Genomic DNA, 22,547 nt, shown 5'->3' on the forward strand with positions numbered 1-22,547 from the left:
GAATCCAGCAGAAGCCCAGAGAGACAGAGATGAACTCCAAGATAAAAGTACTGATGGTTGAGGATAGCGTCTCGCTTTCCGCGATTTATATGGCCTACCTCGAAGGCACGGACTACGACCTGGTCACAGCTGAAACCTTAAGCTCTGCTCACGCGGCCCTGGGTGCCTTCAAACCAGATATTGTTTTGCTGGACATAGAGTTGCCGGACGGCAATGGTTTGGATTTTCTTACAGCGACAACCGCGTTGGAAAACCCGCCGAAAGTTATAGTAATGACTGCTTATGGCACATCGGATATGGCCGTAGATGCAATCCGTAAAGGCGCTTTTGATTTTTTGACTAAGCCTTTTGACGCCGCCAGATTAATAGTTACTCTGGATAATGCTGCTGCTCAGATGACGCTTGGCAAACAGGCGCAGGCGCTGGCAAAGCTGGAGAGGGATAGCTACTGCAAATTTATAGGGAAGTCGCTAGCAATGCAGTCAGTCTACAAAACAATAGACTCACTGGCGCCCAGTGATGCTACCGCCTTTATCGTAGGCGAGAGCGGAACCGGTAAGGAACTCGCAGCCGAAGCCATTCACCAGCAGAGCCCAAGACGAGGTGCCGAGTTTATTGCGATTAACTGTGGAGCTATCCCGGGCGAGCTAATGGAAAGCGAACTCTTTGGTCATGTGAAGGGTGCTTTCACCGGAGCCAGTGCCAATCGCGACGGGGCTGCCTGCATTGCTGACGGCGGTACACTTTTTTTGGACGAGATATGTGAGATGGGTCTGGATCTGCAAAAGAAGCTCTTGCGCTTCATCCAGACGGGCAGTTTTCGTAAGGTCGGTAGTAACACCCTGGAACAGGTAGATGTGCGCTTTGTCTGCGCCACCAACCGCAACCCGATTGTCGAAGTCAGTGAGGGTCGGTTTCGAGAGGACCTTTTTTATCGGCTACATGTGGTTCCCGTCTCTATGCCACCACTGCGAGAACGCGAAAACGATGTGCTAATGATTGCAAACCATTTCCTGCGGCAATTTAGTACAGCATCTGGAAAGAGCTTCGAAGGTTTCTCCGAAGACGCGGCAGTAGCTATCCAACGTTATCCTTGGCCAGGTAACATCCGGCAATTGCAGAACACAATGCAGCAGGTTGTAGTGCTCAATGACGGCCCTCTCGTAGATGTGCAGACCCTGCCTGGCTCGATAACGACTGGTGCTCTGGGAATCAGCAAAACGCGAGCAATTGAATCCCCTGCTCCATCGACAATAGCGGCAAAACTGGTTGCTCTAGAGGAATCTCATCTGGCTCGCCGAGAGCAGATTGAACCACTGTGGTTAACGGAAAAAAAGGCGATAGTAGCTGCGATAGCTGCTTGCGAAAGCAATATTAATCGCGCGGCTGGGTTGCTTGAAATAGCGCCGTCTACTCTGTATCGCAAGCTGCAGTCCTGGAAAAAAGCCGAAGCCTGAGTACCAAAATCCCAAGAACCGAGGAGAAATTGTCGCATGTACGGGGTCATCAATAATTCCTTGAAAGAGATGATTTACGAAAAGTTTGGTGAAGACAAATGGCAGCATGTATTAAGCGTGTCGGGAGTCCCCGACGATTCATTTCTTTCTATGCGCAGTTACGATGATGCCCTCACTTATAGTTTAGCCAATGCCGCTTCCGAAGTGCTGGGCGCGCCAGTGGATGCATGCCTGGAAATGTTCGGGGAATACTGGGTCCTCGAAACTGCTACGAAGTCCTACGGGATGCTAATAGACGCAGCCGGAGATGATATGTTGGAATTTCTTTCGAATATGAACAACTTACACGATCGAATCACCAGTACATTCCTTAATTATGTGCCCCCAGAGTTTTTTGTGGAATCAACCGGCAATACCCATAAAATTCACTATGTAAGTCAACGCGAAGGACTGACTTCATTCGTTGTAGGGCTTCTCAAGGGTTTAGCGACTCGCTTTGAGCGTGACCTTATTATCCTTGATCAATGTGATTTGGATGTGGAGAAGGGCACGCACACGGTTTTTCAGGTAGAACTTGTTCCCAAGTGAGCGACTTTGCAAAAATAGCCTTTGGCGATCTGCAGCGACTGTTTTCGGTTGTTATTAGCTTTGATGAGTCTATGCGGATTGTTAATGCTAGTGACACCGTCCGCACTTATTTACCTGAAGTAAAAAAATGCCCACAGTTGAATGAGATCTTCAGCGTAGTTCGCCCGGGAAAGCTGGAAACGTTCGCTCATGCATTAGATTCATTGGATTCCCTGTGTCTCATGACAGCTGTTAACGGTCGTTTCGCAGTTCGGGGCCAGTTTTTAGTCGATAGTTTTAATGATGAGAAGGTTATTTTCCTGTGTGGGTCGCCTTGGCTTTTCTGGATGTCCAGCAATTGTCCAGATGTGCGCTTGAGTTTAAGTGATTTTTCGGCTCAGGATGTTCAGCTTGACCAGCTATTTTTCATGACGACAGAAAAGCAGATGGTCGAAGATCTTGAAAACCTAACGGCAGAATTAACAGAGACAAAAAATACGCTGGTGAAGGCCCATGATGCTCAGCGCCGATTTTTTGCTCAGATGAGCCATGAAATGCGCACACCTCTCAATGGTGTAGTAAGCGCCATCGGGTTGCTCGAGCCCCAATCTCTTGATAAAAAACAACGGCAGCTTTTAGGGCTGGCGAGAAGCTCTTCTGACAACTTGATGGAGGTGATCAATTACGTATTAGATTTGTCCAAGATGGAACTGGCTGGAGAGGAACAAGACAGTATCTTCGACCTACCCCAACTGCTGCGCTCTATCCTGGACATTACCGGCGCCAAGGCAAAAGAAAAGTCGTTAGAGTTGGTGCTAAAGCTTGGCTCAGGTGTTCCACATTGTTGCAGTGGCAACGCTTCGCGCCTACGTCAAACACTTTTAAATCTCACGATGAATGCTATTAAATTCACGGATAAAGGGTCTGTGACTATTGACGCGGTTAAATTGTCAGGTGAAGATAAAAATTGCCTGCTCAAATTCAGCGTTACCGACACAGGTGCTGGAATCGCTGGTGCAGAGAAAGATAGAATCTTTGAGCCATTTTGGACGGCTCAACCAGAGGGGCTGGATCATCCCGATTCCGGGACGGGTCTTGGTCTGGATATAGTGCGCCGAAATGTGGAATATATGGGCGGAAAAATGGACCTGAAGTCAGAGCTGGGGTCAGGTTCGACGTTTTGGTTTGACTGGCCCACAACCGCTGAGTCAGCGCTTACTGTTGCGGATATGACAGTTGATAAAACGCAGGTTGCCGACCCGGGTACTAAGCTCTCCGGGAAAATTCTACTGGCAGACGATAACGAGACAAACCTGGTACTTGGCGCGATGATTATTGAATCATTGGGCGTAGAAGTTGCCACTGCGCATAATGGCACTGAGGCCGTAGCTGCTGCATTGAATGACCACTACGATCTGGTATTGATGGACATCCACATGCCCGACTTTGATGGTTTGGAGGCGACACGACGCATACGCGAAATGAAAGCAACCGAGGTGCTTCCCATCGTTGCATTGACCGCGCTCGCCTATGAAAAGGAAAAAGAGAGATGTATCGGGGGTGGCATGAATGGCTATCTGACGAAGCCTATTGTGAGGCAAGAGTTAATGAATGAGCTAGGCAAGTGGCTACCCTCGAGCAACCAACTTTTAGCGGGAATAAATTCCATGAATTCTGATAGCGACAGTCGCGATAGTTATTTAGATGTCGACTTATTTGATAGTGATGTGTTCGAAGAACTGAAACGACAGATTGGAGTCGACAATCTGGAAACCGTGCTGGCCAAAGTAGCCGCTGAGGCCTCGCAGCGTTGGACGGATCTGGTCGCAGCTGATGCATGCGATGACGAGGCTGGTGTTCAGCGCAACGTCCACAGTCTTTCCAGTATTTTCCGGAGTGTCGGTTTAATGCACGTGGGTGACAAACTGGCTTCGATCGAGGGTAAATTGCGCACTGGAGAAAAAGTCGAAGATGGTTGGTTGGAATCACTAGCGATCATTAAAACCGAAAGTCTAAAGGCGCTCGAGCGGACACTAGCGAAGCATTAGTGAGCATTTAACTAAGCGGGCTTGCATATTGCCCAATGCGCAATATTGCCGCCTCTGTTGATCGACTTTCAGTCAGCAAATCTCTATAGTACCGACCCGTTTTAGCCTCACCCTCACATCAGGTACTTTAACCGTGATTTCCACTGCGAACATTACCATGCAGTTTGGCGCCAAGCCGCTGTTCGAAGACATTTCCGTCAAGTTTGGTGACGGCAACCGATATGGCCTTATCGGCGCTAACGGTTGCGGTAAATCTACTTTTATGAAGATTCTGGATGGCAGCCTAGCCCCCACTGCTGGCAATGTATCCGTCTCGCCTAATGAGCGCATAGGCAAACTGAGCCAGGACCAATTTGCATTTGAGGAGTATTCGGTAATTGATACCGTGATAATGGGCCATGAAGCACTTTGGCAAGTAAAACGTGAGCGCGAACGTATTTACGGCCTGCCCGAAATGTCAGAGGAAGAGGGCATGACAGTGGCAGAGCTGGAAGTCCAATTTGCGGAAATGGACGGGTACAGTGCGGAGAGCCGCGCGGGTGAAATTCTTTCTGGAGCCGGGATCGCGGAAAGTCTCCACTTCGGCCGCATGAGCGAGGTTGCACCTGGTTGGAAATTGCGCGTACTGCTGGCGCAGGCTTTGTTCTCAGATCCTGACATCCTGCTGCTTGATGAGCCAACCAACAACCTGGATATCGACACTATTCGCTGGTTGGAAGCAATGCTCAACGAGCGTAAATGCACCATGGTAATTATTTCTCACGACAGACATTTCCTTAACGCGGTTTGCACTCACATGGCCGATATTGACTACGGTGAGCTGCGAGTCTATCCAGGCAACTATGATGATTTCATGACTGCTTCCACCCAGGCCCGGGAACGACAGCAATCACAGAACGCAAAGAAGAGTGCCCAAATTTCGGAGCTCCAGGCATTTGTGAGTCGTTTTTCGGCCAACGCGTCTAAAGCAAAGCAAGCTACTTCCCGGGCAAAGCAGATCGCTAAAATCACGCTGGAAGACATCAAGCCCTCCAGCCGAGTGAGTCCTTATATTCGCTTTGCGCAGGATAAAAAGCTGCATCGTCAGGCGCTGGTACTGGAGAATCTCGGTCATGGTTTTGACAATGAAGAACTGTTTTCAAACGGTAGTATTATGCTTGAAGCAGGGGCACGATTAGCGGTTATTGGAGAGAACGGCACAGGTAAAACCACGTTTTTGCGCTGTTTAATCAATGATTTGCGGGCTAATTCCGGTGTAGTCAAATGGGCGGAAAATGCGCGCGTGGGCTATTGTCCGCAAGACAGCACTTCTGATTTCGACTCGGAATTGAATCTGTTTGACTGGATGAGCCAATGGCGCAAGCCAAACCACGCTGACCAAATTGTGCGTGCCACTCTTGGTCGCCTGTTGTTTTCGTCCGAAGATTTTGAGAAGAAAGTGAAGGTGTGTTCCGGCGGCGAAAAGAACCGCCTCCTTTTTGGCAAGTTAATGATGCAGGACTGTAATGTACTGGTCATGGACGAGCCTACCAACCATCTCGATATGGAGGCGATTGAGTCGCTGAACCTGGCCCTTGAGCATTACGAGGGTACGCTGATTTTTGTCAGCCATGACCGGGAATTCGTGTCCTCTCTGGCCAATCGGGTGATCGAGATCCGCGACACAAATTTAATAGATTTTCAGGGCAATTATGAGGAATATCTGGCGAGCCAACTTGCAACAGGCACTGCCATCAACTTTTAGCAGCCGAGCATACAAGGGGTGCCCGGCCTGTTCACTTCAAGGAAGTGACAGTCTGTTTGGACTTTAGCGGCGGCTAAAGCTGTTCATCGATGAGTGCCCAACGATTTTCAAAATTTTCCCTCGGCTAGACCTCACTAGCGTTACCAGAGTTTCGGCACTAGCTCGGGTGTGGTCGCTTTGTAAGCTTCGTATTCGGGGTGGCCGCCCCATTTACTATCAGATTTTTTTTCCAGCAGCGGCACGCCACTAACCCTAGTAAGCAGCAGGTAAACAAACACGGGCGAGATGAGGGTAGCCATTTGCCATCCGGTCAACGCCGGCAAAGCTAGCAGGGCAATGCCTGTCCACAGTAGAATTTCGCCAAAATAATTTGGGTGTCTTGATCGCGCCCATAGTCCTGTTGAAATGAAAGCATCGGCTCCTGCGATTTTACGGAAGTTGCGCTTTTGCTGATCGGCAACGACTTCAATGCTAAATCCCATCACCCATAACACGATGGCGAACAGGTCGATGTAAGACATCGATACCTTTTGTTCGGCGGTGATCGCCGCCAGAGCGCAGGCAGCAGTAATCAGCACCCAGAGGCCTTGCAGGCTCCAGGTAAAAAAGAAGCGAAGTGGGTTCGGCTTTATTTTGTCGAAGCGCGAATCGGACCCGTCCTTACGGATACGAGAAAACAAAAAACTCCCCAGTCTTATTGCCCATAGGGCGACGAGTGCGCCGAGTAGGATCGAGCGCGGGTCATTGTGCTCAGACAGTACTAGCGCGAGGGTGATGCAACTTACGTAAGTCACGCTACCCGTCAGATCATAAAATTTCTCGGTTTGCTGCAAATAGGCGGGTATATAGGCAAGCCACTGCAACGCAAATGCGAGCAGGGCGCACCCCGCGAATACTGGGAGCGTGCCCGCCAGGGTGCCACCCTGACTACCGGCCCAGGCAATGCCAGCCCCGAGTAAATAAACGATAATGAGTTGGTGCATATAAGGTCACTTTTTTGGGCAGAGTTTGGTGCTGCGCGGGTGTTGCGGGCGGGCACGCGTTTAATTTTACGATGCCTGATATGAAGATTGCCAGAGTCAGGATAATGTCATTAATAATTGTATACAATTAGATAGCGTGCAATTATAATTTATTTCCTGCAGGAAGCTAATAATGCCGTTTGAGGAGGCACGCCATGCCGTTAAGTCCCTTAGGAATATTCCATACCGTACTCGCGATGAGCGCGTTATTTTCTGTGGCGATGCTTTTGTGGCAGGACAAACGAATCAATTTTGAGCGGGCGCTAGCCAAGTTCTATTTAGCAGCGACATTACTAACAGCGTTCAGTGCATTGGCGATTTTCCGTCACGGTGCACCAAACGCGGCGCACGGGCTTGCCGTATTGACTATTGTTGCAATTACCGTGGGTATACTCGCCAGTAAGGTGAGCTTTTTGGGAGGGGTGCAAAAATATTTCGTCGAGCTGTGTTTTTCTTCGACAGTTTTATTTCACCTGTTGCCCACAGCAACCGAGATTCTCACTCGATTTCCCTTAGACGCGCCGTTAGTTGCTTCATTAGAGGCCCCCTTGCTGCTGAAGACGTTTGCCACAATTGTAACGGTTTTCCTTGTGATGCTAGGTTTACAAATGAATTGGCTGCGTACTCAGCAAAGCTGATCAGCTGTGATTGGAAAATACATGGATGAAAATTGGCTAGCCTCTGCGGTTTCATAATTGGGTGTGTCGCTCGCTATGAAATGCCATCAATGCAATGGTTAAGGCTAAGCACTCGCCGTAATACAATCCAGATCTCAGTGGCCTGCAATACGCTACATTGACGTTGCGCCAAATGCGGTCGCTAACGACGGTTAAGCAATTGGGGGGTCGATTCAGTTTTGAGCCTGGCGGTCTCAATCTCATGCTCAAACGCTCAGAAAAAAGATGTTCGAGAAGTTAAAAAGATTACTGAACTACTGTTAGAGTCTCACGCAGAAGATCAAGCAGAACTCAATCAAAGGAAATTGGCCGCAACGCCGGCAACGGGAGAATAGCTATGTCAAAAGAATGGGATATTATCGTATACGGTGCTACAGGGTTCACAGGTCGTCTGGTGTGTGAATACCTTTATGCCCAGTATGGTTCAGACGGGGAGGTCAGCTGGGCTATGGCAGGGCGGAGCGAGCAGAAGCTAGAGAAAGTCCGCAGCGATCTGTGCATACCTGATTCAGTGCCCTTGGTCGTCGCAGATGCAACGAGCAAGGCCTCTATCGATACCATGGTGTCACGTGCCAAGGTGGTTCTTACTACGGTAGGGCCCTATCAGCTTTACGGTTCCGATCTGGTGCAGGCTTGCGCTGCCGCCGGCACAGACTACGTTGATTTATGCGGTGAGCCAGGCTGGATGCATGAAATGATTGCTGCGCACGGAGCTGCCGCCAAGGCCAGTGGGGCGCGTATCGTATTTTCGTGTGGCTTTGACTCCATCCCCTTTGACCTGGGTGTTTTGTTTCTGCAGCAGCTTGCCGCTGAGGATCAACAGGCACCGCTTACCCGGATAAAGGGTCGTGTTCGTTCCATGCAAGGGACAATGTCTGGCGGTACTTTGGCCAGCTTCAAAGCCACCATGGCAGCCGCCGGTAAAAATCCGGAGCTGATCAAAGTATTGATGGACTCATTTGCCCTCACTGAAGGCGTTGTTGGTCCGGAGCAGCCTTCGGGGCTGGCGCCGATTTATGAGGAAGACCTGAACAGCTGGTCAGCTCCATTTATCATGGCCACCATCAATACCAAGAATATTCACCGCTCTAATTTTTTGCTCGGGCACCGTTACGGTGAGAACTTTGTTTACGACGAGATGATGCTGACTGGGCCAGGGGAACAAGGCGAGGCCATAGCCAAGGGCGTAGCGGCTGATAAGTCCATGGTCGAATCAACCATCCAGCCCGGAGAAGGACCCAGCAAGGAAGAACGCGAAAATGGCTCTTATGACGTAATGTTCAGCGGGTCGAATGACAGTGGCTACACCGCCGTTGCCAGTGTGCAGGGTGACAAAGATCCCGGCTATGGCTCAACCAGTAAAATGATAGCGGAAGCTGCGGTATGTCTGGCATTGCATCCGGACGTGGCTAGCGGAGGCATATGGACGCCGGCGGCTGCGCTAGGTTCATTGTTAATAGACAGGTTGCAAGATAACGCTGGACTTACCTTCAGCAAAGAGAGCTGATCGTCACTGCTTGACTGACTTGGGTGATCTTTTGGAGCGCGAGACTCGTATTATTGTCACAGTCTGCAAAAGCGGGCAAAACTTGGTCAAAAGTAACGGGTAGACGAATAAATGAGCATTTCAATCTCTGGGTTCGAGCAAAAATTCTTTCGCAAGATAAATGACGTAGTAGAGCCTCTTGTGAGCAGTGGTGTTGGCTCACCCGCATGGTCCCCTGCCAGCTTGATCGTGCTGGAGTCTACCGGATTCAGGAGCGGACAACCCAGGCGCACGCCGCTCTGGAGTTTGCGATTGGGCCGGTATCGCCTGATCAGTACCGCTCGTGGCAATCGCTCGTTTTGGGTAAAAAACCTGCAGAAGAATCCTGAGGTTAACTACTCGTTGGATGGAAAAGTGGTGTCTTCAGATGCCATCGTTATTGCTCCAGGGTTTGACAATATTAATGATTGGGAACTTGGCTCGGTATTTAGCCGGGTGCTCGGTGGGCTGGAGAAGTTCGTGCAGCAGCGTGGCTGGGCTTTTGCAGTTTTGGTTCCTGCTGATGGCTGAAACGGCCGCTGGCCACAAGGCAAGCTACGGCGAGGCAGTCGAGGCGCTGCCAGAAATTGGTAGGCAATTCGCCGCTCTCTACCGGTCGTTTTGGTCGCTTGAATCGGTACCTGCGGAAACTCTCGAGTTGTGTCGGCTTCGCCTGGCACAGCTTCTGGACAGTGACGTCGCATGGCGCTTCGAAGAAGTCTCGCTAGCGAGTCGCCAGCGTGATGAGCTCAGTCGCTGGCCTGATAACGATGGGTTTAGCCCGGCTCAAAAAGCCTGCCTTGAGCTAACAGAAATGCACGCCATGGATGCCCGCTCAATCACTGACGCGCAGGCGGATGCGGTGAAATTACATTTTGGCGAGGTCGGATTTGTGGCGCTGGTCCAGGCGCTTGGGGTTTTTGACGCAATGATTCGACTCGGTCTGATATGGGATTTGAGCTCGATGAAGGTCGATCAACCGTGACGACCAAGGCCAGAGTCAATTCGCCTCAATCTGACACGGGCAACCTCATCAAGGATTCTGCGTTGGGGCTGGTACCAGAGACGTTGCCACATTACCTCGATTTGACCGTAGCTATCTGGGACGCAGGACCGCTTTCGCCTTCTGATATTGAGTTAGCACGGCTACGTAACGCAAATCATGTGGGTTGCGTTATGTGCCAGGCAGTGCGCTATGATATAGCGGTTGCCGATGGCCTGACCGAAGACCTTGTTGATCAGGTCAGCAATCAAGGCATTCAAGCAGGTCTGCCGGAGCGGCAGGAACTGATCGTGCGCTTCGTTGATTGGTATGTGCTGTCGCCGTCGGCTCACGATGCCGATCTAAAGCGTTGTCTTGATGAGCAATTCAGTGAGGCAGAGCAGGTTCACCTTGCACTGTTAATGGCTTATTTTAACGGCTTTTCTCGCTGTGCAGTGTCCTTGGGTGGCATGCCAGACAGCATGCCCCGCATGGAGATTTCTGTTCCTCGTTAGCATGGCCTCAGCCCTAGCTCGCCAGTTTAGTAAACTCCAGCTCCGGAAAACCTGCAGCGGCAGATTCGTCCAGCTTGTCGTAGCAGACATGAGCCCCGCCAAAATAGATCAGGATTCGCGGATTGTGGTCTTCAATGTTCGCGCCCATCATCCAGGGGTTCACTTTGTCACCCTGTGCCATTAAAGTCTGCGCGTGGACTTCCGAAACATGCGCAGACCAGTCATCCTCCGCCTGCTGTTTTGGGGTGCAAACGTCAAAGCCTTCACTCTCCATTTTCTTGATGCAATTGGCAATCCAGATGGCGTTTTGCTCAATCGATGTGGGTAGATTGGCGAAGGGGGCCCGGTCTTCAAAGGACGCAGACTTTTTGTTAATAGCGGCTACGGTATTTACTTTCATATGCCGGGCAATATGCTGCTTGTATACGAGTTGGAAGAGTAATTCAGCCTGTAGCGGTTTTCTAAAAGCATGAGAGCGTTGTGTACGAGCGCTTATTGCTGTATCTAGTCAGTAATGAATTCCAGCTATCTACACATGGACCCGTTTCTTCAGCCTGAGGAAGCGGAGACCATGCTGCGTATTGCCGAATCTTTCGGTAGTTTTGGTACCTATGCCGAAGAGGCCACTAGTGATGGCCTGGGCGAGTCATTACCCCAGCGCTTTGATGTAGGCCTCAATTATGTCGCTCATGGTCTCGACGGCGGTGTTAATGATGACGACGCCGAAACGGCCCAAAGCCGAACCAATTACTTCCGGGAAACTTACATCTACGGTAACGAACAACGCGTCGCTGGTGTGGAGCCTTTCCTGGCGCACCCAAGGTTGGAGCGTGCGGCACGAGAAATTTCCGGTTGTGAGGAAGTTATTCCCGCTATTGTTTATGCAAACTTATTGGTTCCCGGACAAGAACTCGCAATCCATACAGATGTGCCAGAATTTCGTGGGGCTAACCGTAAGAATGCACCTCAATGGCTGATGGTGTGTATGCTGCACTCAGGACTATTCGACCGCTGGCGAGTCAGAATTCTCACTTGCGTGTCCTGGTTTGGTGCCGCTAAGGGCGGTGCATTTACGTTCTACCCAGATGGTCCCAATAGCGCCCGTGAATCCATTCCCGCACAACATAACTCGGCGATTCTGATTGATACCGATAAAGTGTTTCATGGCGTCGAAAGAGTCGCCCAGCGACTGCCTGAACTTCCTGTCATTCAAGCAGGAACTCGCCTTTATTATCTGGGCGAAGATAATTGGGAGCTTCGTGCCGGCAAGCAGGCTCTCGCTCGCTATAGTTGGTCGCAGATTAGGTACTCCATTTCCTGGAAAGGTTATTGTTTTACAGATCACGAGGAGCGTTCACTCTGGGAGTCAGGTAGCGATGACCTGACACTGGATGAGATCATTGACTTGTTTGAGCAAGACCTGCGTCAGTCCGGTCGAATCAATGGAGCACGTCCCGAGCCGGATGACTTTGCCCGCTTGATTGTGGAGACCTATATTCACTACCCCGGAGCAGGACACTAAAGTTCCCCTCCGCTTTGGCTCACATTCAGCTATAATTCCTCCGTTTTTTCGACCGGGCTCGCAAAAAAGTATTGGGGCTTGGTCAGTTCGGCATTGTTAATGATCGTCATTTCGAAGGTACTCGACCCATGTTCTCAGAGTTACGTCAGCGCCCGGCCGACCCGATCCTCGGCCTTTCCGTGAAATTCAAGGCGGATGCAAACCCCGATAAAATTGATCTGGGCGCCGGGATTTACAAGGACGAGCAAGGCAACACACCAGTGTTGGCCTGTGTGAAGGCTGCTGAGCAGTTTCGCGTTGATCTGGAAACTACTAAAACCTATATCAACTCGGCCGGTTCAGCCTTATTCAATGAGAAAATCACTGCATTAAACCTGGGTGAGCATCGGGTGATTGATGAAAATCGCATTCGCACCATTTCCACACCAGGCGGCACCGGCGCATTGCGCATTGCCGGCGAGTTCATCAAGGCCTGCAAACCCGGAGCTACCATTTGGGTCAGCAATCCAACCTGGGCCAACCACGATGGAGTCTTCACGGCTGCAGGTTTAACCGTAAAGAGCTATCCCTATTACGACTACGAGAACAAGTGCCTCAACTTTGACGGCATGCTGGAAGCCCTGAAACAGGTGCCGGCAGACGATGCAGTACTGATTCACGCCTGCTGCCATAACCCCAGCGGTATGGATTTGAATCATGCGCAGTGGCAGCAAATTGCTGAATTGGCAAAAGAAAAAGGGTTTCTACCGGTTGTTGATATGGCCTACCAGGGGTTTGGCGAAGGGCTGGAAGAAGATGCCCGGGGCCTGCGCCTGCTGGCAGATGCAGTCGATGAACTGATCATCTGTAGTTCATGTTCTAAAAACTTTGGACTCTATCGTGAACGCATAGGCGCATGCTCAGTGATTGGCAAGAGCGCAGCTGCAGCCGATATCATCAGTTCAGTGCTCATGCCGACGGTGCGGGTGAATTACTCCATGCCGCCCGCTCATGGCGCTGCTATTGTTGAAACGATTTTGAGTTCAGATGAACTGACCGCGCAGTGGCATGTGGAGTTGCAGGAAATGCGAGACCGAATTGGAGGCATGCGCCAGTTGCTGGTGAATAAGTTGGTGGCTCATGGCGTTAGCCGGGATTTCAGTTTTATCACGCGACAAAATGGAATGTTTTCGTTCTTGGGCATCGATAAGGATCAGGTGAAGCGATTACAAGACGAATTCAGTATCTACATTGTGGGCTCCAGTCGTATCAGTCTTGCAGCAGTCGCGCCGGATAATGTTGACTATTTAGCGGGCTCTATTGCAAAGGTTTTGTAGGGTCTCGACCGGGCTGCTGTATGTCACACGCCGGTATCTGCGCGTTTGATGGTGCTTTGGAGCGATCGCTGGGGAGTGTCGACTAAACCAGCTTCTCGGAACACACAATCACTCCGTCCGCATCTGCATAGAGGTAGTCACCGCTGGTGAACTGGCAGCCGCCAAATGACAGGGCGATATTTCGCTCACCGGCGGTTACCGGGATGTACTTGCGAGGGCAGGTGCCTAGTGCATAAAGCGCGACGGGAATGCTTTTGATCTGGTAGGTGTCGCGAACGTAGCCGTTGATGACAATGCCGTTGTAGTTGTTTTGGTGGGCAAACTTCATCAGGTTTTCACCTACCACTGCATAATAGGCCTGATCAACATCGACCACTACCACTTTGCCGGTGCCGTCTTCGTCCCTGAGCAATGAGATCAGATCCGAGTTGTTACGGTTCAGCTTTATGGTGATAATCTCGCCCTGACATTTTTCGGCGCCACCATAGTTGGAGTATCCGGGCCCCAGTACGTCGGTCTGGTTGCTGTGGTCATCGCAGATATCGGCGGTAAAAAAGGCCATGAAAGTTTCCCTCAGTTAAATTTGCCCGGGAATTCTAGCATTATGACCCCGATTTCGGCATAAACTTTTGATATCATTGCCTTTTCCGGGAAATTAAGCGTTGGCCCATGGTCCCCTAATGGTGCACATGAGCCCTTTTATACGATCAGGTGTAAACAAACATGAAGGTAGTAACAGGCGTAGTGGGTAACGATATCCACGTGGTCGCCAATCGACTTATCGACCTGTCTCTGAAAGCCAGGGGCTACGAGGTTTACAATCTGGGTGTAAATACACACCTGGAAGAATTTTTCGATGCAGTTGTCGAAACGGGTGCGGAAGTGCTGATGATCTCCTCCCTCAATGGAGAGGCAGAGGGCTGGGGCCGTGAAGTCAAACTGCTGAAATCCAAATACAAGAATCTGGACAACGTCATCATGATGATAGGCGGCAACCTGGTGGTAGGTAGCGGTAACACCGAGGACATCGTGGCGCGCTACAAAAAATACGGATTTGATCTGGTGTGTCACCAGATTGACCTAAATACTGGCCTGGATATGTTGCAAAGCATGATAGAAGAGAGATTCCCCTCATGAGCCTGTTGCAGGAAGAGAGAGAAATCATCCTCGGCAATGAGTATGTCGATAGCTTTGATTTTGCGGAGGTGTCTGATTTTGTGACCAATGCCAGTAAAGAACTGTTCATCTCTCATCACTTTGCTAAACGCGAAAAGATGTTGGTACAGCCCAGGGGTGGTTTCCCAACCTATCAGCAGCAGTATGCCCTGTATGAGTACTTCGTTGACGCCAACGTCGATGTCTTGCCGCTGACTATCGATTCCAATACGCGACTGAACGATTACGCTACGGCTAAGAAAATGCTGCGCCTGAGTGAAGAAAACGACATGGATATGCTCAACGGCTATCCGCTGGTTACTCACGGTTATCGCACCACCCGCAAGATGATTACGCATTTCGACAAACCAGTAAGTCTGCGCCACGGGACGCCAGATGCCCGTTTGCTGATTGAGACGGCTATTGCTTCGGGCATCTTCGAAATCGAAGGCGGTCCTATTACCTATCTGCTGCCGTACTCAAAAAACTTTCCATTGGATAGAGCGTTTCTCTATTGGAAATACGTGGAACGCGTCTGTGCAAATTACTCTGAGTTGAATGAGCCGATTAATCGCGAGTCCTTCGGGCCATTAACAGCAACCCTGGTGCCGCCGTCCATCACTATCGTGATCCAATTGCTGGAAATGCTGCTGTCCCTGGAAGAGGGCGTTAAATCGTTCTCAGTGTCGTTTGCGCAACAGGGTTCGATGAATCAGGATATTGTTACCGGTGCGGTGCTCAAAAGAATGGCCAAACACTATGCAGAGGAAATTGACTGCGGAGACGCGGCGATCAACCTGGTGTATCACCAGTGGATGGGAGCTTTTCCGACCAATCAGGACTTTGCGGATCAATTGATCAATCTCTCTACGGTCATTGCCTCGATGGTGGGTGCCGATAAAATCATTACCAAGACCCGTCAGGAGGCGACCGGTATCCCAACCAAGGAAGCCAACGCCAAAACTGTAGCCGATACGCAGTACTGCCTCAGGATTCTGAATGGATTACCCAGTGTGGTCGATGAAGAAGAAGAGGAAATGCTGACCTTGCAGGTAAAGGCGATCATGGAAGCGGTATTTAACGATCCTGCAGACACCCTGTGGCGCAAAGTGTTTAATTCGATAAAAAATGGCGTCATTGATGTGCCGTTTTCACCGCATATCATTAACCAGAATGAAATGATCACCATCAGGGATGCGGGTAAAAATATTCGCATTATTGAGCGAGGCAATGTACCCATTCCAGATCGATGTTATGAGTATGAAAAATCCCAATGTGATCTGAGCAAAGATACCACCAGTATCGTCAACGACATCATCCACGATATAGGTATCATGCAATGGTAAGCCAGGCAGAAAAACTGCTGATTGATGTGGGTAGCACTTATTTCAAGGTGTGCACGCCTACCTCGATAGAGCAGCACTTCAGGGACTTTAACCAAGATATCCTTGACGACCTGATGAGTAAGTGTGGGGATACCATTTCGCCCTTTGACAAACAAGATGTGCACATTTGCTCTTCGGCAAACGGTGGATTAAGTACTCTCATTATTGGGATAACCAACTCGTTCTCGCTGAAGTACGCGACCAATATCGCGTTCAACTCTGGGATTAACATCATCGATACCATTCTGTTCCAGAATATCGAGGACTACTCGGTGCCCAGCGATCTTATCGATGTGGTTATTGTGGTGGGTGGTGTCGATTCACACAGTAACCTTTACTCTGAAAAAATCTTCAGCTATCTGGACCAACTGAATTACAGTAATGCTGTCTTTGTGGGTTCCACTCAAGATTCGCAGTCTATGCGTGACAATATTGAAAATCTCGTCGTACTTCCAAATATTATTGATGACAAGTTACATATTGTTGAAGAGCACTTGAAAGACTATCTCACAAACCTGTATCAGCAGGATATAGAAGGTAAGGAAGAAATTAAGCATCTCTATGAGATTACCTCAAACCAGATACTGTCCACTCCCTATGTCGTTAACAGGGCGCTGCCTCACATAGAGACCAGAGTGTCGGTCGCAAATCCGTTCATCTTGTTAGATATAGGCGGCGCGACGACGGATATTCATTACTCCAAGGACCTGGTGGACGAAAATATTGTTACTGAGAATGAGTATGACCGTCTGGTCTTTAAACGCCTGGGTGTTTATAAGTCCAGGCAGTCCCTGATCCTAGCGGCACAGAGCAATGAGTTTGTTTATGAACTGCTTCTGCATTTGGGTGTGACGGAAAATATTTACAACGAACAGACCGATAAGGCGACGAAAATTTTGATGCAGCTAGCCATTTTTCTAGTGCTTTGCAAGATGTCCCATTATCGCCAGTCTTACGTAAATCTTCGACTGCTGCAGATTAATTCTATTGTTCTGACCGGTGGTATTACCAAGGTTCTGAGCCAGGATGAAGTAGAAACAATCATCGCTTTTTTTTATCGTAAAATTTTAAGCTCTGGTCATAATCCAGTTGCTGTCATGGACAGCAACTACGATATTTGGACACTAGGCACAAAGGTATAACAATCATGTCTATTAACTGTATCAGGTCAATACTCGAAGATGCTGTTCAAGGCGACAGTGAGAAAACTGCCTTGCTGCTTAATGGCAAGGCGATGTCTTACGCGGAATTGTTTAGTCGCGTCAACCAGGTTGCCTGTTACCTGAATGAGTTGGGTCTGCCAAAGAACGCACGTATCGGTGTTTACTCTAACAAGGGTTTGGAGCAGGTTATTGCTATTCTGGCGATACTTTCTACCGACTATGTGCTGGTCCCTTTGACCCGCCTGCTCAAGCCAGAGCAGGTCGAATATATTATTAACGACTGCGACATAAAGTGCATCATCACTGATAGGATCAAGCTGGAGAGTATCGATGAGATCCAGTTTGACGGTCACGTCATCTCCTTTGAGAGCGCCGCTAAAGATGTCGCTTCATTCGATGAGATCTACAAGTACTATAATAAACCTTACAGCTGCGATATCAGCGGCCACAACAATGCGGTAATCACCTATTCATTCGGTCTGACCGGAACACCTAAGGGGATTGTGATTTCTCATCGCAATCTGGTTGATTCAGCGCGTGTCGTTTCTCAGTACCTCAAACTAGAAAGCGACGATGTCCTTTCCGGCATCCTGATGTTCAATTTGGACTACGGCCTCAATCAGATTTTTTGTTCATTTTACAAGCGCGCAACCCTGGCCTTGCATCGCTTCATTTTACCGGAGGACTTTTTCAATCACCTGATTGATGACGAGGTTTCTGTTCTGGCATTAATGCCAGTCAACATTTCCCAGATGTTTGACGAAGGGAGTCAGCGAGTACCTAGCCCGGAACTGTTCGACAAGCTCAGGATTATCACTTCCTCTGGCGGTAATGTGACAGAGAGAATGATTAGTGATTGCCAGAGCGCTTTCCCGCAGGCCAGTTTTTACTCGATGCATGGCCTGACAGAAGCTTTCCGATCCACCTATCTGGATCCTGCCCAGGTGCAGATTCGTCCCGACTCTATCGGTAAGCCGATTCCCGATGTCGAACTCTATGTGCTAAACGAAGAGGGCAAAGAGTGCGCACCCCGTGAAGTGGGAGAGTTGATTCATCGCGGTGGGTATATCTACCGAGGGTTCTGGAATGGTCCCGAGGAAAATAAACAGCGCTTTAAGTCTATTGAAATTCTGAAGGATGTTATTGACCTGGAGGGCCAGTTAACCGACGAGACCGTGGTTGCCACTGGAGATTACGTCTACAAAGACGAGGAGGGTTATTTCTACTTCGTTTCCCGGCATGACGATATGATTAAGACGCGCGGCTTCAGGGTGTCGCCTTTTGAGGTCGAGTCGGTGGTTCGAAAAAATCTGCCCCAAATCGGCCAGTGTGCTGTGTTTTCGATAGAGAATGAGCTGATTGAAGAAGAAATCGTGTTGGTATATTCGGCGGCCCATGAAATTCCAGAAGAAGAGATTCTTTTTGAGCTTAAGAAGCACCTCGCTTCCTATATGATTCCCAGCAAAGTCGTCTACAAAAAGTCGCTGCCGCTAGTGCAGAGCGACAAGAACCAGGTCAATAAGGATGAGCTGAAACAGGAATTGACCGCTTAATGAAAAACAGCGAACCCCGGCAGCGCCGCCTATTTATTTGGCTTGGCCGTGGTTACCGCTCTGATTATTGCTGGCGACTGAACGCTTTGCTGCGCCCGCTGTCTATGACTACACGATTTACTGTAGAGATCTATTTGATGAAGCACCTCGTTCTTTCAGCCCTGCTTATGCTGGGTAGCTATCAGGCCTTCGCAGAGACGGCTACCGCCCATTTTGCTGGAGGTTGCTTTTGGTGTATGGAGTCCGATTACCAGGGGCGCGATGGTGTCATTGACGTTGTTTCCGGCTTCACTGGGGGCACCCTGAAAAATCCAACTTACAAAGGCAGGCACGATGGGCACTTTGAGGCTATTGAGGTTACCTATGACCCGGCAATAGTGAGCTATCAGGAGTTGCTTGACCGATTTTGGGTGAATGTTGATCCCTTTGACAATAAGGGGCAGTTTTGTGACAAAGGATTTAGTTACCGCAGCGCTGTTTTTCCTGCTAACACAGCAGAAAAAAAGCTGGCGCAAGAGTCGCTTGCCGCGGTAGCAGCGCGTTTTCCTGATCAACAGGTATACACCGAAATTCGGGACGCCAATGAGTTTTGGCCGGTCGAAGAGTATCACCAAGACTATTACCTGAAGAACCCTGTGCGCTATAAGTACTATCGCTGGAACTGTGGTCGCGATCAGCGGCTGGAAGCAATCTGGGGCGAAAGGGACGCGCACTGAGTTCGGTGGCACGATAGTTGATTGACCAACTTTAAACGTTTCTATGGCGTGGCGAGATATGCCCATCTGGTTGGCTATGCATTTAGATAGTGTAAAATACGGGTGCTTTTTCGGCTTGGTAAAAAGTTATGCCAGAACGTAAATTTGAGTACGGCCCGATCGCGGGGGGTGTCTATAGCGCCCTGATTTCCCTCACTTTTTTGGTCGCCATACTTTGGCCATCGTGGCTGCTTGCTTATGTTAGCGGGCTTTTATTTCTGGGCCTTGGGCTCAGGCCCTTGCTGGAGTGGAGTGGTCTGCTGGATCGATACTCTGATATGGAAGCGACACTGGAAGAACGCTTTCATCGTAAGCACGTGAATAAAAGACGTCTTCAAATAGAGCGAAAAGAGCGAGACAAGAAGTACAAACACTCCCATTATCGTGATCCGCGCCTTCCTCATAATTGGTAGCTAACGGTTTCTCATCGTCATAAATTGTGGCCACTAATGACCATTGGAAATGTATCCAGCTTGGTTAGACTGCGGTTGTTTTTTTAAAAGCCGAGCTAACTCAATGTTTGATTTTATCGGAAAAGTTGTCCTGATCACCGGCGGAAGCCGTGGTCTGGGCAAGGCCATGTCAGAGGGTTTTGCGCGGGCAGGGGCCAAGGTGATTGTCTCCAGCCGCAAGATAGAAGCGTGCAAGGCAGTCGCCAAAAGCATCAACGAAGCCGGCGGGGAAGCGATTGCACTGGCTGCTAACGTGGGTTCAACGCAAGACCTCGATCAATTGAAAGACGATGCGCTTGCACATTATGGGCACGTCGACATTCTGGTGAACAATGCTGGTATCAACATCGCAATGGGCGCGCTCACCGACCTGTCACCCGATGCCTTCGATAAGATGTACCAGGTCAACCAGCGTGGCCCCTGGTATCTGGCTTCAAGGCTGGCGCCTCACATGGCGGAAAACGGAGGAGGGGTGGTGATTAATTTTCTCTCGGTGTCTGCTCTTAAGCCACCTGCATTCATGGGCTTTTACGCGGCGACAAAAGCAGCACTGGACGCGCTGACTAAAGTAATGGCCCAGGAGTGGGCTCCAATGAACATTCGAGTCAATGCTATCGCACCGGGAAGTTATTACTCGGATCTCACTGATGGCGCTATTGCTGCCATTCCAGGATTTGAGGAAGGTATTATTGACGCCAATCTGATTAAGCGTATTGCTGCCAGCGATGAAATTCTCAATCCGGTTTTTTATCTTGCCGGTGAGAGCTATACCACGGGTATTACTTTGACCGCAGATGGGGGCATGATGGTTAAGTAGCAGGCTCTGTTTACTGCTAGTCTGTCATGGACTGTGCCATGTCCTGCATGTAATCGATGTACGCCAACTTAATAGTCGGATCGAAGTTTTTTTGGTCGGCAGCCAGCTTCACAATGACGACGCGATTTTTAGGGTGAACGTAAATGCTCTGGCCCCATATTCCGCGTGCAAGAAAGTCCCCATCCCAATCGCGAGGTGTCCACCACTGGTATTGATAGCCCGACTCGTTAGACGAGTTGGTATTTGCGCCGGGCATCAAGTGAGGTTCATTAGGCGTGACGGACTCGCTGGTCCAGCCGGGTGGTAAGATTTGCAGCTTTTCACGTTTGCCGTTATCCAAATATAGCAGCCCCAGCTTCGCGTAGTCGCGGGCCGCTGCGGCTAGTCCGCCCATGGCCAACTCAAACCCCTGTTCATCAAGAGTCCACAGCCCGCTGTATTCCATTCCAAGAGGATGCCACAGCCGATTAGTCATATAGTTAGTTAAGGATTCGCCAGTGACTCGTACCAACAAGATGCCCAGCAGCTGGGTGTTAATGCTGGCGTAGTGATTAAACGTTCCGGGGGTATGCTCTCGTCCTAGCGTATTGATGTATTCGAGATAGCTCATGGGTGGCACCATGCCGGCCATCTTGTTGATGTCGGAGTTCGGGTCTGTATAGGTTTCGTTGAAGCGCATGCCCGATGACATCTGCAGGACATGCTTAACGCTGACGCCATCGAACGTTTTACTGGTCAGTTCTGGCAGGTATTGACGAATAGGGTCATCGAGACTACCAATCTTTCCTTCGCCCAGAGCGATGCCCAGTAACGCGGAGGTGAATGATTTAGCAACTGAGAAAGAGGCGTGGAGGCTTTTGCGGCTATCTCCGTGGGCGTACTTTTCATAAACCACTTGGCCATCTCTGATCACCAGAAAAGCGGTGGTATCAGATAAGCTGATGAATTCTTCAAGGCTGGTGGGGTTGCCCATAAAGTCAGCCTGGTACCTGAGACTGTCATTGCTCGTTCCCAGATCCCAAGGGTCAGGAGAGGGTGTCATTTCAGCTGTGGCTACAAATTGATCTATATTGCGGAAATTTGAAAAGCGGTCACCTGCGAACAGAGCCATGATGCCGCTGGCCTCACCCTCTGCGACAGTGCCGCCGATGGTGACGCCCTGGGCGAGGCTCGTCATAGAGAAGATCGTTAAGCCACTGCACAGCAGGGTTGTCAGGGATAGTTTCAACATTGTCACGCGAACACCTCTGCGAAAATTTAGTATCTCACGGTCACTAAACCACATTTGGCAGTGTTGATGCAGCGTTATTTAAACCGATCGTTTATAGTTCAAGTTTCCCTTCAACAAAAGAGAGATTCGACGTCATGACAGATTACATACCGCCAACGCTGGACTGGGTGCGCAAACAAGTAGAGCTCTACGAAAGCAGCGGCGGTCTTGAAGGTTACCTGCTGGAGGGCACTGATATGCCTTGTGTCCTGATTACCCATAAAGGGGTTAAAACAGGCGCCGTGCGTAAAATTCCGGTAATGCGGGTTGAGGTTGACGGTAATTATGTGCTCATAGGATCCATGGGCGGCCAGCCCAAGAACCCAGCCTGGGTGGCTAACCTCCGAGCCCATCCCGATGTTACGGTGCGCGACCGAACAGAGGTTACCTCGATGCGTGTTCGTGAGATAAATGACCCCCAAGAGAAGGCCAAACTTTGGGCTGCCGGGGTAGAGGCCTATCCGCCTTACGAGGAGTACCAGGCTAAAACGAGCAGGGTCATTCCTGTTTTTTTGGCGGAACCGAGTTAGCGCATAAAAGCCTGGGGCCGAGTTGAATATCACGATGGTAAGTCATGTGAATAAGCTTTTTATTACGGTGGCCAGTTGTCCAAGAGAGCAGC

Annotated in this window: 23 protein-coding genes; 19 read left to right on the forward strand and 4 right to left on the reverse strand. The window is 49.9% G+C overall.

All coding sequences use genetic code 11. The features are described from left to right. Positions 1-29: 29 nt before the first annotated feature. The 4 genes from EYC87_RS02970 (at position 30) to EYC87_RS02985 (ending at position 5,816) form a co-directional block, all read left to right on the forward strand. A complete protein-coding gene (locus EYC87_RS02970) occupies positions 30-1,457 on the forward strand; it encodes a sigma-54-dependent transcriptional regulator (RefSeq protein WP_279251547.1) in 1,428 nt (475 codons plus the stop codon). A 36-nt stretch (positions 1,458-1,493) separates the two neighbouring features. Further along, positions 1,494-2,045, forward strand: a complete 552-nt coding sequence (locus EYC87_RS02975) for a heme NO-binding domain-containing protein (RefSeq protein WP_279251548.1) — start codon at positions 1,494-1,496, stop codon at positions 2,043-2,045. Beyond that, positions 2,042-4,072 (forward strand): response regulator, encoded by a 2,031-nt coding sequence (locus EYC87_RS02980; protein WP_279251549.1) that lies wholly within the window; start codon positions 2,042-2,044, stop codon positions 4,070-4,072. Before EYC87_RS02975 ends, EYC87_RS02980 begins: the two co-directional genes overlap by 4 nt. Before the next feature lie 133 nt (positions 4,073-4,205). Further along, positions 4,206-5,816: an ABC-F family ATPase gene (locus EYC87_RS02985; protein ID WP_279251550.1), complete on the forward strand. Its 1,611-nt coding sequence runs from the start codon at positions 4,206-4,208 to the stop codon at positions 5,814-5,816. 140 nt (positions 5,817-5,956) lie between these two features. Here the strand turns inward: EYC87_RS02985 and EYC87_RS02990 are convergent, their stop codons facing one another. Then, positions 5,957-6,799 carry a DUF1295 domain-containing protein gene (locus tag EYC87_RS02990; RefSeq protein WP_279251551.1) on the reverse strand — a complete coding sequence of 281 codons (843 nt, stop codon included), beginning with the start codon at positions 6,797-6,799 and terminating at the stop codon, positions 5,957-5,959. 194 nt (positions 6,800-6,993) lie between these two features. Here EYC87_RS02990 and EYC87_RS02995 point away from each other — a divergent pair, with 194 nt between their 5' ends. The 5 genes from EYC87_RS02995 (at position 6,994) to EYC87_RS03015 (ending at position 10,537) form a co-directional block, all read left to right on the forward strand. Continuing rightward, positions 6,994-7,476 (forward strand): hypothetical protein, encoded by a 483-nt coding sequence (locus EYC87_RS02995; protein WP_279251552.1) that lies wholly within the window; start codon positions 6,994-6,996, stop codon positions 7,474-7,476. 376 nt (positions 7,477-7,852) lie between these two features. Continuing rightward, positions 7,853-9,022: a saccharopine dehydrogenase family protein gene (locus EYC87_RS03000; RefSeq protein WP_279251553.1), complete on the forward strand. Its 1,170-nt coding sequence runs from the start codon at positions 7,853-7,855 to the stop codon at positions 9,020-9,022. A gap of 111 nt (positions 9,023-9,133) precedes the next feature. Then, entirely contained in the window at positions 9,134-9,571 is a 438-nt protein-coding gene (locus EYC87_RS03005; RefSeq protein ID WP_279251554.1) for a nitroreductase/quinone reductase family protein, read from the forward strand. Beyond that, positions 9,564-10,025, forward strand: coding sequence for a carboxymuconolactone decarboxylase family protein (locus EYC87_RS03010; RefSeq protein ID WP_279251555.1), 462 nt, complete (start codon positions 9,564-9,566; stop codon positions 10,023-10,025). Before EYC87_RS03005 ends, EYC87_RS03010 begins: the two co-directional genes overlap by 8 nt. Next, positions 9,989-10,537, forward strand: coding sequence for a carboxymuconolactone decarboxylase family protein (locus EYC87_RS03015; RefSeq protein WP_279251556.1), 549 nt, complete (start codon positions 9,989-9,991; stop codon positions 10,535-10,537). Before EYC87_RS03010 ends, EYC87_RS03015 begins: the two co-directional genes overlap by 37 nt. Positions 10,538-10,550: 13 nt before the next feature. Here EYC87_RS03015 and EYC87_RS03020 read toward each other — a convergent pair whose 3' ends face one another. Then, a complete protein-coding gene (locus EYC87_RS03020) occupies positions 10,551-10,937 on the reverse strand; it encodes a hypothetical protein (RefSeq protein ID WP_279251557.1) in 387 nt (128 codons plus the stop codon). 135 nt (positions 10,938-11,072) lie between these two features. On the opposite strand from EYC87_RS03020, the gene EYC87_RS03025 reads away from it, so the two are divergent. Together EYC87_RS03025 and EYC87_RS03030 are read left to right on the forward strand one after the other, a co-directional pair. Then, positions 11,073-12,059 carry a hypothetical protein gene (locus tag EYC87_RS03025; protein WP_279251558.1) on the forward strand — a complete coding sequence of 329 codons (987 nt, stop codon included), beginning with the start codon at positions 11,073-11,075 and terminating at the stop codon, positions 12,057-12,059. Positions 12,060-12,187: 128 nt separating this feature from the next. After that, a complete protein-coding gene (locus tag EYC87_RS03030; protein ID WP_279251559.1) occupies positions 12,188-13,375 on the forward strand; it encodes an amino acid aminotransferase in 1,188 nt (395 codons plus the stop codon). Between the two features lie 82 nt (positions 13,376-13,457). On the opposite strand, the gene rraA is transcribed toward EYC87_RS03030, so the two are convergent. Continuing rightward, a complete protein-coding gene (gene rraA / locus EYC87_RS03035; protein ID WP_279251560.1) occupies positions 13,458-13,937 on the reverse strand; it encodes a ribonuclease E activity regulator RraA in 480 nt (159 codons plus the stop codon). A 161-nt stretch (positions 13,938-14,098) separates the two neighbouring features. Here rraA and glmS point away from each other — a divergent pair, with 161 nt between their 5' ends. From glmS to EYC87_RS03070, 7 genes are all read left to right on the forward strand, one after another. Next, the gene (gene glmS, locus EYC87_RS03040) at positions 14,099-14,512 is read left to right on the forward strand and encodes a methylaspartate mutase subunit S (RefSeq protein ID WP_279251561.1); all 414 of its coding nucleotides are present in this window, start codon (positions 14,099-14,101) and stop codon (positions 14,510-14,512) included. Next, positions 14,509-15,876: a methylaspartate mutase gene (locus EYC87_RS03045; protein WP_279251562.1), complete on the forward strand. Its 1,368-nt coding sequence runs from the start codon at positions 14,509-14,511 to the stop codon at positions 15,874-15,876. The genes glmS and EYC87_RS03045 overlap by 4 nt, the downstream gene beginning before the upstream one ends. After that, the gene (locus EYC87_RS03050; protein WP_279251563.1) at positions 15,870-17,057 is read left to right on the forward strand and encodes a glutamate mutase L; all 1,188 of its coding nucleotides are present in this window, start codon (positions 15,870-15,872) and stop codon (positions 17,055-17,057) included. Before EYC87_RS03045 ends, EYC87_RS03050 begins: the two co-directional genes overlap by 7 nt. Positions 17,058-17,062: 5 nt before the next feature. Continuing rightward, positions 17,063-18,631 carry an AMP-binding protein gene (locus EYC87_RS03055; protein ID WP_279251564.1) on the forward strand — a complete coding sequence of 523 codons (1,569 nt, stop codon included), beginning with the start codon at positions 17,063-17,065 and terminating at the stop codon, positions 18,629-18,631. Next, the gene (gene msrA / locus EYC87_RS03060; protein ID WP_279251565.1) at positions 18,631-19,347 is read left to right on the forward strand and encodes a peptide-methionine (S)-S-oxide reductase MsrA; all 717 of its coding nucleotides are present in this window, start codon (positions 18,631-18,633) and stop codon (positions 19,345-19,347) included. The genes EYC87_RS03055 and msrA overlap by 1 nt, the downstream gene beginning before the upstream one ends. 128 nt (positions 19,348-19,475) lie before the next feature. After that, positions 19,476-19,799 carry a hypothetical protein gene (locus EYC87_RS03065; protein ID WP_007227617.1) on the forward strand — a complete coding sequence of 108 codons (324 nt, stop codon included), beginning with the start codon at positions 19,476-19,478 and terminating at the stop codon, positions 19,797-19,799. 103 nt (positions 19,800-19,902) lie between these two features. Beyond that, positions 19,903-20,655 carry an SDR family NAD(P)-dependent oxidoreductase gene (locus tag EYC87_RS03070; RefSeq protein ID WP_279251566.1) on the forward strand — a complete coding sequence of 251 codons (753 nt, stop codon included), beginning with the start codon at positions 19,903-19,905 and terminating at the stop codon, positions 20,653-20,655. Positions 20,656-20,671: 16 nt separating this feature from the next. On the opposite strand, the gene EYC87_RS03075 is transcribed toward EYC87_RS03070, so the two are convergent. Continuing rightward, positions 20,672-21,886 carry a serine hydrolase domain-containing protein gene (locus tag EYC87_RS03075; RefSeq protein ID WP_279251567.1) on the reverse strand — a complete coding sequence of 405 codons (1,215 nt, stop codon included), beginning with the start codon at positions 21,884-21,886 and terminating at the stop codon, positions 20,672-20,674. 134 nt (positions 21,887-22,020) lie between these two features. Here EYC87_RS03075 and EYC87_RS03080 point away from each other — a divergent pair, with 134 nt between their 5' ends. Next, positions 22,021-22,455, forward strand: coding sequence for a nitroreductase family deazaflavin-dependent oxidoreductase (locus tag EYC87_RS03080; protein WP_007227204.1), 435 nt, complete (start codon positions 22,021-22,023; stop codon positions 22,453-22,455). The last annotated feature ends 92 nt before the right edge of the window (positions 22,456-22,547 follow it).

Source organism: Candidatus Seongchinamella marina (assembly GCF_026262685.1).
Lineage (GTDB): Bacteria > Pseudomonadota > Gammaproteobacteria > Pseudomonadales > Halieaceae > Halioglobus > Halioglobus marinus.

What these genes read in the sequence shown, in the direction of transcription:
- EYC87_RS03030 (WP_279251559.1), top strand. Translation starts at nt 12,188, where the DNA reads ATGTTCTCAGAGTTACGTCAGCGCCCGGCCGACCCGATCCTCGGCCTT.
- EYC87_RS03065 (WP_007227617.1), top strand. Translation starts at nt 19,476, where the DNA reads ATGCCAGAACGTAAATTTGAGTACGGCCCGATCGCGGGGGGTGTCTAT.
- EYC87_RS03055 (WP_279251564.1), top strand. Translation starts at nt 17,063, where the DNA reads ATGTCTATTAACTGTATCAGGTCAATACTCGAAGATGCTGTTCAAGGC.
- EYC87_RS03080 (WP_007227204.1), top strand. Translation starts at nt 22,021, where the DNA reads ATGACAGATTACATACCGCCAACGCTGGACTGGGTGCGCAAACAAGTA.
- EYC87_RS03010 (WP_279251555.1), top strand. Translation starts at nt 9,564, where the DNA reads ATGGCTGAAACGGCCGCTGGCCACAAGGCAAGCTACGGCGAGGCAGTC.
- msrA (WP_279251565.1), top strand. Translation starts at nt 18,631, where the DNA reads ATGAAAAACAGCGAACCCCGGCAGCGCCGCCTATTTATTTGGCTTGGC.
- rraA (WP_279251560.1), bottom strand. Translation starts at nt 13,937, where the DNA reads ATGGCCTTTTTTACCGCCGATATCTGCGATGACCACAGCAACCAGACC.
- EYC87_RS02995 (WP_279251552.1), top strand. Translation starts at nt 6,994, where the DNA reads ATGCCGTTAAGTCCCTTAGGAATATTCCATACCGTACTCGCGATGAGC.
- EYC87_RS03005 (WP_279251554.1), top strand. Translation starts at nt 9,134, where the DNA reads ATGAGCATTTCAATCTCTGGGTTCGAGCAAAAATTCTTTCGCAAGATA.
- EYC87_RS03025 (WP_279251558.1), top strand. Translation starts at nt 11,073, where the DNA reads ATGGACCCGTTTCTTCAGCCTGAGGAAGCGGAGACCATGCTGCGTATT.
- EYC87_RS03000 (WP_279251553.1), top strand. Translation starts at nt 7,853, where the DNA reads ATGTCAAAAGAATGGGATATTATCGTATACGGTGCTACAGGGTTCACA.
- EYC87_RS02990 (WP_279251551.1), bottom strand. Translation starts at nt 6,799, where the DNA reads ATGCACCAACTCATTATCGTTTATTTACTCGGGGCTGGCATTGCCTGG.
- EYC87_RS03015 (WP_279251556.1), top strand. Translation starts at nt 9,989, where the DNA reads ATGGGATTTGAGCTCGATGAAGGTCGATCAACCGTGACGACCAAGGCC.
- EYC87_RS03020 (WP_279251557.1), bottom strand. Translation starts at nt 10,937, where the DNA reads ATGAAAGTAAATACCGTAGCCGCTATTAACAAAAAGTCTGCGTCCTTT.
- EYC87_RS03050 (WP_279251563.1), top strand. Translation starts at nt 15,870, where the DNA reads ATGGTAAGCCAGGCAGAAAAACTGCTGATTGATGTGGGTAGCACTTAT.
- EYC87_RS02970 (WP_279251547.1), top strand. Translation starts at nt 30, where the DNA reads ATGAACTCCAAGATAAAAGTACTGATGGTTGAGGATAGCGTCTCGCTT.
- EYC87_RS03070 (WP_279251566.1), top strand. Translation starts at nt 19,903, where the DNA reads ATGTTTGATTTTATCGGAAAAGTTGTCCTGATCACCGGCGGAAGCCGT.
- EYC87_RS03045 (WP_279251562.1), top strand. Translation starts at nt 14,509, where the DNA reads ATGAGCCTGTTGCAGGAAGAGAGAGAAATCATCCTCGGCAATGAGTAT.
- glmS (WP_279251561.1), top strand. Translation starts at nt 14,099, where the DNA reads ATGAAGGTAGTAACAGGCGTAGTGGGTAACGATATCCACGTGGTCGCC.
- EYC87_RS02975 (WP_279251548.1), top strand. Translation starts at nt 1,494, where the DNA reads ATGTACGGGGTCATCAATAATTCCTTGAAAGAGATGATTTACGAAAAG.
- EYC87_RS03075 (WP_279251567.1), bottom strand. Translation starts at nt 21,886, where the DNA reads ATGTTGAAACTATCCCTGACAACCCTGCTGTGCAGTGGCTTAACGATC.